The organism is Vibrio neptunius, from assembly GCA_019339365.1.
In the GTDB taxonomy this organism is placed as follows: Bacteria; Pseudomonadota; Gammaproteobacteria; order Enterobacterales; family Vibrionaceae; genus Vibrio; species Vibrio neptunius.
Map to the genome: position 1 here is coordinate 992,562 of CP079859.1, position 14,266 is coordinate 1,006,827.

Consider the following 14,266-nt stretch of genomic DNA (forward strand, 5'->3'; position numbering starts at 1 on the left):
ATCCTCCATGATTACTGCGCTTGAACGCGAAGTTCAGCGGCACTACGACTTTGGTGACCCAGCAGGGTACGAAGGTCTGCAGCTTTAGGTTTCACTAGATAGAACTTTGGAATCCATTCATCAAAGTTCGCCAGAATATCTTCTGCGTGGACGGAATTTGTTTCTTCAAGATGCTCTGCAATCAGACCACGTAAATGTTCCTGATGGATATAGAGATCAGATAGCGCCAATGCTTCTACGGATTCATTGTTCACCCGGCCTTGGAAGTCTTCGTTCTTATCAAGAACGTAGGCAAATCCCCCTGTCATCCCTGCGCCAAAATTGACCCCAGTTGCGCCAAGAATTGCCACAATACCGCCTGTCATGTATTCACAAGCGTTGTCGCCAGCGCCTTCTATGACAGCGATGGTTCCAGAGTTACGGACGCCAAAGCGCTCGCCTGCCGTACCAGCTGCAAACAGTTTGCCTCCAGTCGCCCCGTATAAGCAGGTGTTACCAATGATGGTGGCTTCATTACAGCGGAATGCGGTTCCCTGATGTGGTTTGATGACCAACTTGCCACCAGCCATACCTTTACCAACATAGTCGTTGGCGTCACCAGTGAGGTACTGTTCTACGCCACCCGCATTCCAGACCCCAAATGACTGTCCAGCGGTGCCATCAAGATGCAGCTTAATGGGGGTGGCCGCCATGCCTTGGTTTCCATAGCGTTTCGCTATTTCACCTGATAGACGCGCACCAATCGAGCGATCGGTATTGATGACATTGTAGAAGAAGCTAGCTGATTCGCCGGATTCTACGGCTGAGAGCGCGTCATCAATAATCTTCTGGTTTAACTCGGCTTTATCAAACGGTGTGTTAGGCTCTGTCCAAAATAGTGGATGACCTTCTGGTGATGCAGGCGCCTCGAGAATATTGCTTAAGTCGAGCTTGGCTTGCTTGGCGGTCATGCCTTCTGCTGCCTCCAGCAACTCAGTTCGCCCGATGAGATCAGTGAGTTTTTCCACTTCCAGTTCCGCTAACAAGGTGCGTACTTCATCAGCCAAACCGACAAAATAATTCATCACTTGCTCTGGCAAGCCTTTGAAGAACTCTTTGCGTAACAATTCGTCTTGAGTGGCAACGCCTGTTGCACAATTGTTGAGGTGACAAATGCGCAGGAACTTACAGCCCATCGCTACCATAGGTGCTGTTCCAAAACCGAAGCTTTCTGCACCTAGAATCGCGGCTTTTACAACGTCTAAACCTGTTTTTAGACCGCCATCCACTTGAAGGCGAATCTTGTGACGAAGCCCGTTAGCAACCAGGGCTTGTTGAGTCTCTGCAAGGCCCAGCTCCCAAGGACAACCTGCGTACTTTACCGATGTCAGTGGGCTGGCGGCAGTCCCTCCGTCATAGCCTGATATAGTGATCAAGTCTGCATACGCTTTTGCAACGCCTGTGGCAATAGTACCGACACCGGGTTCGGAAACGAGTTTGACTGATACTAGGGCGTTTGGATTGACCTGTTTTAGGTCGAAAATCAGCTGAGCTAAATCTTCAATTGAATAAATATCGTGATGTGGCGGAGGAGAGATCAGCGTCACGCCTTGGACTGAATAACGTAGCTTAGCGATTTCCGCCGTCACTTTATGTCCTGGAAGCTGACCACCTTCACCCGGCTTTGCACCCTGAGCGACTTTGATTTGCAGAACATCGGCATTGGTCAGGTAATGCGGAGTGACACCAAATCGACCTGAGGCAATTTGCTTAATGCGAGAGTTACGCTCTGTGCCGAAGCGACGTGGATCTTCACCACCTTCACCTGAATTTGAATAGCCACCAAGACGGTTCATCGCAGTTGCTAGTGCTTCATGGGCTTCTGGGCTCAGAGCACCAATGGACATCGCGGCAGAGTCGAAACGCTTAAATAACTCTGTGCTTGGCTCGACCTTTTCTAAAGGTAGCGGTGTTGCGGATTTTTTCAGCGTCATCAAATCGCGCAGCATCGCAACCGGACGTTGGTTTACTTGCTTGGCAAAGCTCTGATAATCAGCACTCTCACCAGACTTTACCGCCTGTTGGAGTGTGCCTACGACATCTGGGTTATAGGCATGATACTCACCGCCATGGACGTATTTAAGCAAACCACCGTGTTCGATGGCTTTACGTTTCGCCCAAGCTTTACGTGAAAGGTTAAACAAGTCTTGCTGGAAATCGTCGAAGCTGGCGCCCTGTATACGTGTCGTGACCCCGCGGAAGCAAAGTTCGACGACATCTTCACTCAGGCCTACCGCTTCAAACAGTTGCGAACAACGGTAAGAGGCGACGGTGGATATGCCCATTTTGGACATGATTTTGTAGAGGCCTTTGTTGATACCATATTGATAGTTTTGCATCACATCGCGGTAGCTTTTTATAAGTGCACCATCATCAATCAGTTTACTCAAGGCTTCATAAGCTAAGTATGGGTATACCGCTGTTGCGCCAAATCCAAGTAGGACAGCGAATTGATGTGGATCGCGAGCAGTGGCTGTCTCGACAATAATGTTGGCATCACAACGAAGATTCTCTTCAATTAAACGTGTTTGCACCGCGCCTACCGCCATAGCAGCAGGAATTGGCAGCTTGCCTTTCACCAACGCGCGATCAGATAACACCACCAGTACAGTACCTTCACGTACAATATCGACTGCTTGGTCACATAAATCGTTGATCGCTTGTTGGAGGTCCTTACTCTTAGGATCGTAATTGATATCTAAGATGGTATGACGGTAGTGCGCATCAGCCAGTTCGAGCAGTTGCTGCATGTCCGAGTACAGCAGCACCGGGGAATCAAAAGTGACGCGATGAGCGTGTCCATCGGTTTCACAGAATACGTTCATTTCTTGACCAACGCTGGTCGCCAGTGACATGACGTGCTTTTCACGCAACGGATCGATCGGTGGATTGGTGACCTGAGCAAATTTCTGACGGAAGTAGTCTGTAACTAATCGCTCTTTCGAGGAAAGAATGGCCATCGGGGTATCATCACCCATAGAGCCAACCGCTTCTTGACCCATATCACCAAGGACTCGAAGGACTTGATCGACTTCTTCGTTAGTCATAGCGAATTGCTTCTGATAGGTCTTGAGCAAGTCACTATCAAAATTGCGCTTACCTACCTGATCTTCAGGCAACTGAGCAAATGGTGTGAGCTTATGGACGTTATTGTCCATCCACTCTTTATATGGGTGACGACCTTTTAGATCGTTGTCAATTTCACTTGATTGCCATAATTTCCCGCGGCGTGTGTCAACGACCAACAATTCGCCCGGTCCAACACGGCCTTTTTCTGCCACTTCGTCGGGAGCATAATCCCAAATACCAACCTCTGATGCCAGTGTAATGAGCTGATCTTTAGTGATGACATAACGAGCGGGGCGCAGGCCATTACGATCTAGATTACACGCAGCATAACGACCATCGGACAATACGATGCCAGCAGGGCCATCCCATGGTTCCATATGTTTGGAGTTGAAATCGTAGAATGCACGCAAATCCGGATCCATATCCGGGTGATTTTGCCATGCAGGCGGCACCAGCATTCTCATCGCACGGAAGACGTCCATGCCACCCGCTAGGAAAAGGTCGAGCATGTTATCCAGACTGGATGAATCAGAGCCCGTTTCGTTCACAAATGGAGCTGCCGTTTGCAAGTCAGGCAGTAGGGGCGAAGCGAATTTGTATGCACGAGCACGTGCCCACTGGCGATTGCCTTCAATGGTATTGATTTCACCATTGTGTGCCAGATAGCGGAAGGGTTGAGCCAGAGGCCAACGTGGTTGGGTATTTGTTGAAAAACGCTGGTGGAACAAGCAAATAGCGGATTCCATGCGCAAATCTGCGAGATCGAGGTAAAAGCGTGGTAAGTCTGCAGGCATACACAGGCCTTTATATACAATCACCTGTGTGGACAAGCTGCAGATATAAAAATCACTGTCTTGCGTGATTTGTTTTTCTATGCGGCGGCGTGCGATATACAAACGACGTTCAATGTCACGCTCACGCCAGCCTGCAGGGGCTGAAATGAATACTTGTTGAATATTAGGTAACGAATCCAGCGCGATTGGGCCTAAAACATCTGAGTTGGTCGGCACATCACGCCAACCTGAAACGGTCAGAGTTTCTTGAGTTAACTCTTTATTGATGATGTCTTTAGCAGATTGTGCTTTGACTGGATCTTGGCTGAAAAACATCATACCTACAGCGTATTGTTTACTGAGGTTAAAGCTGTTCTCTTCCGCGATGAGGCGTAAATATGAGTCGGGCTTTTGTAATAGAAGTCCACAACCATCGCCAGTTTTACCGTCGGCGGCGATACCACCTCGGTGGGTCATGCGATCCAATGCCGAAATTGCTGTACGAACCAGTTTGTGGCTTGGTTGTCCTTCCATGTGAGCGATCAAACCAAATCCACAGTTGTCTTTTTCAAGACTAGGATCATATAAAGCCATTGCAATTCTCCCTTTGCTTCTCTGTCTTCCAGACAGAACTACCAACATCACAAGGGTTGGTATGTATGACTAACTATGCTTTAAAATTGTTAAATTCTGCATAAATATACACAGAATGGTTTGTTATTATTTTTTAAATCAAGACGAAATCATTTTCATCGACTTCACAACGTATAGCGTATGATAGAAAAGGTCAAGTTTTTGGTGATATATAACATCAATGTTCTATTTACCCACTAATATCCTAAAAAGTGCTTATATATCATGAGCATATGTTTTTGGTTGTTACAATTTTGCAACAATTGAATTCGGTTGAAATAAAAAAGACCAGCACAATGTGCTGGTCAAGATGGATAGTTTGGAAGGATTGATTAGTTATTCGTTTGAACTCCAGAATCATTCATTGTTGTCTGATGCTGGAGTTGATTCGACTTATGCTGATAGCATTAGTGAATCGTCTTTCGCTTCAAGATGAGTCCCACCCATTAGGTAGTCATCGATCGCACGGGCACATTCGCGACCTTCATTGATACAACGAACCACTAAAGACTGGCCTGTTCGCATATCACCAGCAGCAAATACACCTTCTTGGTTTGTAGCAAAACCTTGAGTTGCCACGTTACCACGCTCATCTAGCGCGATATCCAGTTGAGCAAGTACCCCTGTTGGTTCTGGGTGTAGGAAGCCCATCGCTAGAAATGCCAGATCACACGCGATTACACGCTCGCTGCCTTCTACTTCTTTGAAGTTTGGACGCTCGCCTGCTTTTGCATCTTGCCAAACGATATCAGCTAATCGAAGGCCAGTGACTTCACCTTTGTCATTACCAATGAACTCTTTGGTTAGGATATTCCAGTGACGATCAACGCCTTCTTCATGAGATGTCGAAGTACGCAAGATCATCGGGTACTGTGGCCATGGCATATTAGCAGGGCGTTTCTCTGGTGGAATCGGCATGATTTCAACCTGAGTGATGCTTGCTGCACCGTGGCGGTTTGATGTACCTACGCAGTCAGAACCAGTATCACCACCACCAATGACGACAACATGTTTGCCTTTTGCGTGGATCTCTTCGGTTTTAAGATCCATGTTGTTGGCGCGGCGGTTGTTTTGACCTAGGAATTCCATCGCGAAATGAACGCCTTTTAGCTCACGACCTAGAACAGGTAAATCACGTGGGACAGTTGAGCCACCCGTTAGCAGAACCACATCGAACTCTTGACGCAGTTGCTGGGCATTCACATCAACACCAACGTGTTGGTTTACTTTGAATTCGATGCCCGCTTCTGCCATCAGGTTGATCTTACGATCAATCACGTCCATACCCAGTTTGAAATCTGGGATACCAAAACGTAGCAGACCACCCACCTTCTCGTCTCGCTCGAATACCGTCACGGTATGACCTGCACTGTTTAGCTGCTCAGCCGCCGCAAGGCCTGCAGGGCCCGAACCGATGATCGCAACGGTTTTGCCAGTGCGAGAACGTGGTGTTTTTGGTTTGGCGTACCCTTCACGATACGCCGTTTCTACGATGGTTTTCTCGATATTACAGATAGTGATTGGATCTTGGTTGATGCCAAGTACACAAGCACTTTCACAGGGAGCAGGGCAAACACGACCAGTAAACTCTGGGAAGTTATTGGTTGAGCTTAGAATGTTCCATGCTTCTTCCCAGCTATCACGATAAACGGCATCGTTAAACTCTGGGATGATATTACCGATAGGGCAGCCGTTATGACAAAACGGCACACCACAATCCATACAGCGAGAAGCTTGGGTATTGATCTTGTCACCAAACTCCTCGTTCAGAACGAACTCTTTGTTGTTCTTGATGCGTTCAGCTGGGTCGATCTTCTGTGGTAGTTCACGACCATGCTCTAAAAATCCAGTAGGCTTACCCATTATACGGCCTCCACTTGAGTTTCGTTTCCTTGAGACTGTGCTTCAGCTTTGCGTTTTTGAAGAACTGCTTTGTAGTCACGTGGCATTACTTTAACCATAGAGGCTAGGCTTGCTTCAAAGTTGTCTAGGAAAGACTGAGCGACTTCACTTCCTGTGAATTGAATATGCTTAGTTAGCATGTCGAGTAATAGCTCTCGGTCTTCTTGCTCTATTGGATCTAGGTCTACTAGCTCTGGGTTCAGCTTTGACTCAAAGTCACCTGATTTATCCCATACGTAAGCCACGCCGCCACTCATACCTGCGGCAAAGTTACGACCTGTTGAACCAAGGATAATTGCTGCACCGCCAGTCATGTATTCACAACCGTGGTCACCGACGCCTTCTACTACGACTTTCGCGCCTGAGTTACGAACACAGAAACGTTCACCAGCCATACCGCGAATGAAAGACTCACCCGAAGTTGCACCGTAGAAACACACGTTACCAACTACGATGTTGTCTTCCGCGACAATGCTCGATTTCGCGTCTGGGTAGAGTACTAATGTACCGCCAGATAAGCCTTTACCCCAGTAGTCGTTCGCGTCGCCTTCCACTTCGAACTTCACGCCCTTAGCTAGGAATGCACCGAATGACTGACCCGCAGAACCTTTGAACTTGACGTTCATTGGCTCAGGCAGACCCGCATCTTTGTACACTTTAGATATTTCGTTCGACAACATGGTACCTGCAGAGCGGTCCGTGTTGACGATAGGGAATTCGGCATTCACCGCTTCGCCTTTCTCCAGAGCAGGAATTGCTGCTTGAATCAGCTTGCGGTCTAGCACTTCTTCTAGGTTGTGGTTCTGCTGAGCTTGGTTGAATACGCCATCGGCTTCGCGTGGTTGCTCAACGTGGAGAACAGGGGACAGATCTAGGTTCTTGTATTTCCAGTGAGAAACGTCTTGACGAATCTTCAGTTTCTGGCCTTGACCGACCATCTCATCGATAGTGCGGAAGCCAAGTTCAGCCATGATTTCACGCAGACCTTGTGCCATGTATTGGAAGAAGGTGACGACGTCTTCTACGCGACCATCAAAGCGCTCACGAAGCGTCTTGTTTTGAGTCGCGATACCGACAGGACAGGTGTTCTTATGACACTTACGCATCATAATACAGCCTTCAACCACCAATGCTGCGGTTGCCACGCCCCATTCTTCTGCACCAAGTAGTGTTGCCACTGCAAGGTCACGAGGTGTCTTCATCTGACCATCCGCTTGAACCACGATACGGTTACGCAGACCGTTCTTCAGTAGCGTTTGGTGCGTTTCTGCCAAACCAAGTTCCCAAGGAAGACCAGTATGACGGATTGAAGACATTGGTGATGCACCAGTACCGCCGTCGAAACCTGCGATAAGTACAACGTCTGCTTTCGCTTTAGCAACACCAGAAGCGATAGTACCGACGCCCGCTTCCGATACCAGTTTAACGTTTACACGACCCGCGCGGTTCGCATTCTTCAAGTCATAGATAAGCTGAGCCAAATCTTCGATTGAATAGATATCGTGGTGTGGCGGTGGCGAGATAAGACCGACACCCGGAGTTGAGTGACGTGTTGCACCGATCCAATCGTCTACCTTATCGCCTGGTAGCTGACCACCTTCACCTGGTTTCGCGCCTTGAGCCATCTTGATCTGTAGCTCATCAGCGTTGGTTAGGTAGTAAGAGGTTACGCCGAAACGACCTGAAGCGACCTGCTTGATTGCTGATCGCTCCCAATCGCCATTTTCTTTGCGCTCGAAACGCATTGGGTCTTCACCACCTTCACCGGAGTTCGATTTCGCGCCAAGGCGGTTCATCGCAACAGCCAGTGTCGAGTGTGCTTCGTACGAAATAGAACCGAATGACATTGCGCCGGTCGCGAAGCGTTTCACTATGCTTTCAATTGGCTCGACTTCGTCGATAGAGATAGAGCCTGCTGGGTTTTTAATGAACTCAAGTTGGCTACGCAGGGTTACCGCGTTGTCACCTTGTTTATCTACAGCGGTCGCGTATTGCTTGAACTGATCGTAGTTCTTGTTGCGCGTAGACTCTTGCAGTAGAGAAATGGTTTCTGGGTTGAACAGGTGCTTCTCACCACGCTGTTTCCATTGGTAAACACCACCAACATCCAACATTTGAATTGGAATTTCGCGTTGCGGGTAACCGATGCGGTGACGGATCAAAACTTCTTTGGCGATATCATCAAGGGTTAGGCCTTGGATACGGGAAACCGTACCAGTGAAGTACTTGTCCACCACTGACTTGTGGATCCCCAAGGCTTCGAAGATTTGCGCACCATGGTACGACTGTAGCGTAGAAATCCCCATCTTCGAAAAGATCTTCAGAAGACCGCCATTGATCGCTTTACGGTAATTGTTGAACAGATCGCGAGGGTTCGCTTCTGGATTCAACTTCTTGGTACGTTGAAGTTCAATGATGGTTTCAATCACTAGGTAAGGGTTAACCGCATTCGCACCGTAACCAAGTAGCGTTGCAAAGTGGTGCGTTTCGCGTGCGTCACCGGTTTCAACCACGATGTCACATTTCGCACGTAGACCTTTGCGGATCAAGTGGTGGTGCACAGCACCAACAGCCAGCATTGCTGGAATCGCTGCATGGTTTGAGTTCACTGCACGGTCAGTTAGTAAGATGATTGAGTAACCATCGACAACCGCGTCTTCTGCGTATTGGCAGATACGTTTTAGTGCACGCTCAAGCTTGCCTTGATCTTCATTGGCTTGGAATACGATATCCAACGTCTTCGCTTGTAGGTGCTCGTTATCGATAGCACGCAGTTTTTCAAGCTCGGAGTTCGCCAGAACAGGTGATTCCAACTCGACTTTCTGACAGTGAAGTGGCGTTTCAGCCAGAAGGTTTTGGTCTTTACCCAAGTATGTGTTCAGCGACATAACCATACGCTCACGGATCGGGTCGATCGGTGGGTTAGTTACCTGTGCAAACAGCTGCTTAAAGTAGTTTGAAAGGTGCTGAGACTGATGAGATAGAACCGCAAGAGGCCAGTCGGCTCCCATAGCTGATAATGGTTCCTTCGCGTCATTCGCCATTGGAACGATGATTTCGTTCACTTCTTCAGTGCTCACACCGAAAGCTTGTTGACGGTGCAGCAAACGCTCAGGAGAAGGTTGGCTGAACTGGTTGCTCGCATCTGGTAGCTTCTTCAAGCTCAGTAGGTTTTCTTCTACCCACTTCTCGTAAGGCTGCGCCGTTGCAATGCTGTCTTTCACTTCTTCGTCAGAAATGATGCGACCTTGCTCGAGGTCTGCAACGAAGATACGACCTGGTTGTAGACGTCCGCGGAACTCAACGTTCTCTGGTTCAATATCCACGACACCAGACTCTGATGCCATCACGAGGAAATTGTCTTTGGTCACTGTGTAGCGAGAAGGGCGTAGGCCGTTACGGTCGAGTGTCGCACCAACTTGAACACCATCAGTAAAACATACTGAAGCAGGACCATCCCATGGTTCCATGATATTCGCGTGGTATTGATAGAATGCGCGACGTTTAGGATCCATGTTTTTGTTTTCTTGCCATGCTTCTGGGATCAACATCATCAATGCGTGTGGCAGGCTGCGACCAGAAAGAACTAGGAGCTCAAGTGCCATGTCAAAGTTAGATGAATCTGAGCTCCCTTCCTGACAGATTGGAAGAAGCATGTCGATTTCAGCCTGAGTAAACAGGTCTGATTCTAGGATTGCTTCACGGGCTTTCATCCAATTCAAGTTGCCGCGAACGGTATTGATTTCACCGTTGTGTGCAATGTAACGGAAAGGCTGTGCAAGACGCCATTTCGGGAAGGTATTGGTAGAGAAACGAGAGTGTACCAGTGCCAGTGCTGTCACCATGGTTGGGTTTTGCAGATCAAGGAAGTACTGAGGTACTTGCTCGGTCGTTAACTGACCTTTGTACACCAATGTCTTGTAAGACATCGAGTTAATGTAGAAGTCGTCACCAATGTTCGAAACGCTTTCTAGGCAAACACGTACAGTGTAGTTACGAAGTACATACAGTTTGCGCTCAAGCTCTTCGGGTGTGATACCCGGGCCACCAGAGATAAACACATGCTCAAACTGAGGTTCTGTGCTTAGTGGATCTGCACCGATCATTGAGTTGTCAGTTGGTAGTACACGGTAGCCGATGACTTCAAGATCTAGACGTTGTGCGTTACGTTCCAGAATGTCACGGCATTGCTCACGTTTGTATTCGTCTTTCGGGAAAAGAACGATACCAACACCATACTTTTCAAACGAAGGCAGTTTAATGCCTAGCTTAACCGCTTCTTCTAACAGGAATTCATGAGGTTTTTGTAGCAAGATACCCGCACCGTCACCGCTGCATGGGTCACAACCTTGACCACCGCGGTGTTCCATTCGTGCCAGCATATCCAATGCCTGAGTTACTACTTCGTGCGATTTACGGTTTTTGAGGTGAGCAACAAAACCGATACCACAAGCGTCATGCTCCAGTTCAGGAGTATACAGACCCTGTGAACTTTGCTCTCTATCTACCATAGATACATCCTTCCAGTTCAGTAGACGCAAATGTACTAGCTGATACTAGTTCTACGTCCAGTCCTTTATTTTTATGATTCGCAGCCTGCCTAGGTTGGCGACTTTGACTCCATTCCGTACCTCGCAGGAAAAATATTGCGAGAAAAACAATCCTTGGTGCAATCCATGTTTTTTGTATCACAATCTAGTGATTTATATAGGTGAGAGCTGGAAAACACCGATGTTTTAGTAACTAAATGTGTAATTTAATGCACAAATAAAACTAAAATCTGAAATTATCCTACAATTTTGTTAGGCGTAAATGCAATCGAAATTCGAGGTGATGGCGTTCTTTTTTATGTCTGATTTTGATCTTTATGTTTAACTTTTGCTTAACATTGGTATTTATTGCTTCATTTTATGCATGTTTATTGATTTTGGATAACTCCCTAGCCGTTTTAAATCGATAACTTTCAACCTTTATTTTTTTCATTTGTGTAATTTAATTACATTAATGGGAATGATATTTATTATTGTTTGGGGTGGGAATTGCAACTGCACGAACTAGTCAATACGATTGGGCAAGATCTTCAGCGCCGCTACGGGGAGAAAGTACATAAGTTGACGTTACATGGTGGCTTTAGCTGTCCAAATAGAGATGGAACAATAGGCCGAGGAGGGTGTACTTTCTGTAATGTTGCTTCTTTTTCAGACGAAAAAAATCAGATCAAGAGCATAGGTGAACAGCTCAAAGATCGCGCTGGTGAAATCAGCAGAGCGGAAAAATATCTTGCTTATTTTCAGGCCTACACCAGCACCTATGCAGAAGTCGAAGTGTTGAAACGTATGTATGAACAGGCATTAAAAACGGCAAACATTGTTGGACTGTGCGTTGGAACAAGACCTGACTGTGTTCCTGATGCAGTGTTAGAGCTTTTGGCGAGTTATGTGCGGCGAGGTTATGAAGTCTGGCTTGAGCTCGGTCTTCAGACTGCGAACAATCATACCCTTAAGCGTATAAATCGCGGCCATGATTTTAATTGTTATGCTAGCATCGCTAAACGAGCGAGAGCTTTAGGTATTAAAGTCTGTACCCACTTAATAGTTGGCCTACCGAAAGAAACCCACCAAGATAACATTGATACGATGCGTAAAGTTATTGATGTCGGAACTGATGGGATCAAACTTCACAGCTTGCACATTGTAGAAGGTAGTACCATGGCTAAAGCTTGGAAGGCAGGCAAGCTTAATGCTCCCTCTCTGCAGCAATATGTGGATACTGCTAGCGCAATGATCCGCATGACACCACCCGATATTGTGTTTCATCGGGTTTCTTCAGCAGTTCGTGGGCCGACACTACTCGCACCTATATGGAGTGAGAATCGTTGGTTAGCCATGACAGAAATTGGACGTACGCTTGAGCGTGATGGGCCACAAGGTTCCTTAATTAACCAACCTTTTTTATATACAAAACCCTCAATAAATACAGAAAAATCAGCAATAAGCTGATATCTTTTGTAACCTTAGTATTAGGTTGCAGATGGACATAGAGTATTAGAATGGAGCAGGTGTTTTACTGGTTATTGGATACCTCCCATGGGCATGGTTTTGGCCTTGTTGTCATTCTGTTTTGTGTGATTATGTCCTTTGTGCTCTATTCTCGCTTACAAAAACATATTGAGGCGTTGGTTCAGGATACACCGACAGCCTTGATATTAGTTGAAGCTCAGTCTGGTAAGTTACTTCTTGCCAATAAGGGTGCCATGCAATTGCTGGCAATTCGCCGGGTAGGTAAATCGTATCTTTTGCCCGACACCGTTCCATGTCAATTCTTACTATCGATAATCAACCAGTTCTCTGGCGAAGGGTTTAAGCGCTTTCCTATAGAATGGCGGGTGTCGAAAAATACCCGTGTTAAGGTAGAGATGAGTGGCCGTAGAACCATTTACCGGAGACGTGTTTCTTGGCTGCTATATCTGTCTTCCTACCAAGCAACTGAGGATGAAATGGCGCGAGAAATTGAGTCTCTTTCAGTGGTCAGAAGTGCATTGGATAACCTTTCTGAATTGGTTTTTATAAAAAATAACGAAGGTGAATTAATTTCAACGAATCGTGCATTTGAACGTTTCTGGGGCGTACGTGCTGAGGAAGGCAGTGAAGACATTAAAGGAGTCGTTAAAGGGCGGGCAAATAAACGCCGCTGGACCACAAATGCCGATGGCCGAAGTTGCCTACTCGAAACCTATCAGAATATTTTGATTTCTTCATCAGGGGAAACGATGGGAAGCATAGGTATCAGTCATGATGTGACGGACTGGCACAATATGCAACAAAACCTCCGTAATGAGATGGACAAGCGTCGTGATACTGAAGTGGCTTTGGCTCAGCGCGATACCATTTTGCAAAATATTCTAGAGTCCAGCCCTGACTCTATAGGTATATTTAACGAGAATATGGTCTATCAGGCATGTAATAAGCCATTTGTTCGCGCTCTTGGTATTTCTGATGTTGATGATCTCATCGGTAAACGGTTGCAAGATGTGATTCCTGATGATGTATATAGCCGTTTGTCTGAAACGGATCAAAAGGTGCTGTATGAGGGAAAGTCATTGCGTTACATTGACAAGGCAATCAATAGTAACGGTGAGTTCACTTGGTATGATGTGGTGAAATCGCCTTTTCGCGATCCTGCTTCAGGTACGAATGGTGTCTTGGTCATGGCTAGGGATGTCTCTGATCGTTATCTTGCTGCGCAAAAACTTGAAGAGGCGAATCAGGAACTCGAGCGGCTCAGCTTTATTGATAGTTTGACGCAAATTCCGAATCGACGTCGATTTGATGAACAGTTAGCGACCTTGTGGCCATTGCATATACGTGAGCGTCAGCCTCTAAGCGTTATGTTATGTGATATCGACTATTTCAAAGGCTTCAACGACTATTATGGACATCAAACAGGTGATGAAGCCCTAGCTAAAGTTGCAGGGGTGTTCAAGTCAGTGTTATTTCGAACCAGTGATTGCGTGGCTCGATATGGCGGTGAGGAGTTTGGTTTTATTTTACCTAATACAACGGTTGACGGTGCCTTGCAGGTTGCAGAAAAGATTCACCAAGAAGTGAAGTTGTTGCATTTAGAGCATTGTGCTTCAGAAGCCTCCTCCATCTTGACCGTGAGTATTGGTATCGCGACTCTTTCTCCTCAACCTATGGACAATAGCGAAAGCTTGATTGCTCTGGCTGACAGTGCTTTGTATCAGGCGAAAGCAAATGGACGCAATCAAACTTGTGTCCATCACACATCAGACAATTAACGTCGTCAGGACCTAGGTTCCCTTAGCCGTGCTCAGTGAAAACAGGTAGTAT

5 protein-coding genes are annotated in these 14,266 nt (G+C 46.8%); 2 read left to right on the forward strand and 3 right to left on the reverse strand.

Features of this window, described 5'->3' with window-relative positions:
* Window positions 1-11: 11 nt before the first annotated feature.
* The 3 genes from gltB (KW548_04790) to gltB (KW548_04800) form a co-directional block, all read right to left on the reverse strand.
* Complete coding sequence (gene gltB, locus KW548_04790; protein QXX07346.1) at window positions 12-4,475, reverse strand: glutamate synthase large subunit; 4,464 nt, start codon at window positions 4,473-4,475, stop codon at window positions 12-14.
* Window positions 4,476-4,907: 432 nt separating this feature from the next.
* On the reverse strand, window positions 4,908-6,377 hold the full coding sequence (locus tag KW548_04795; protein ID QXX07347.1) for a glutamate synthase subunit beta: 1,470 nt from the start codon (window positions 6,375-6,377) through the stop codon (window positions 4,908-4,910).
* Window positions 6,377-10,927, reverse strand: a complete 4,551-nt coding sequence (gltB, locus tag KW548_04800; protein QXX07348.1) for a glutamate synthase large subunit — start codon at window positions 10,925-10,927, stop codon at window positions 6,377-6,379. Before gltB (KW548_04800) ends, KW548_04795 begins: the two co-directional genes overlap by 1 nt.
* Before the next feature lie 528 nt (window positions 10,928-11,455).
* Between gltB (KW548_04800) and KW548_04805 the strand changes: the two genes are divergently transcribed.
* Window positions 11,456-12,415: a TIGR01212 family radical SAM protein gene (locus KW548_04805; protein ID QXX07349.1), complete on the forward strand. Its 960-nt coding sequence runs from the start codon at window positions 11,456-11,458 to the stop codon at window positions 12,413-12,415.
* Window positions 12,416-12,465: 50 nt separating this feature from the next.
* A complete protein-coding gene (locus KW548_04810; protein ID QXX07350.1) occupies window positions 12,466-14,214 on the forward strand; it encodes a diguanylate cyclase in 1,749 nt (582 codons plus the stop codon).
* The last annotated feature ends 52 nt before the right edge of the window (window positions 14,215-14,266 follow it).

Bases quoted from the DNA above. Each gene is read 5' to 3' on its own strand.
- KW548_04795 (QXX07347.1), bottom strand. From the start codon at position 6,377: ATGGGTAAGCCTACTGGATTTTTAGAGCATGGTCGTGAACTACCACAG.
- KW548_04810 (QXX07350.1), top strand. From the start codon at position 12,466: ATGGAGCAGGTGTTTTACTGGTTATTGGATACCTCCCATGGGCATGGT.
- gltB (QXX07348.1), bottom strand. From the start codon at position 10,927: ATGGTAGATAGAGAGCAAAGTTCACAGGGTCTGTATACTCCTGAACTG.
- gltB (QXX07346.1), bottom strand. From the start codon at position 4,475: ATGGCTTTATATGATCCTAGTCTTGAAAAAGACAACTGTGGATTTGGT.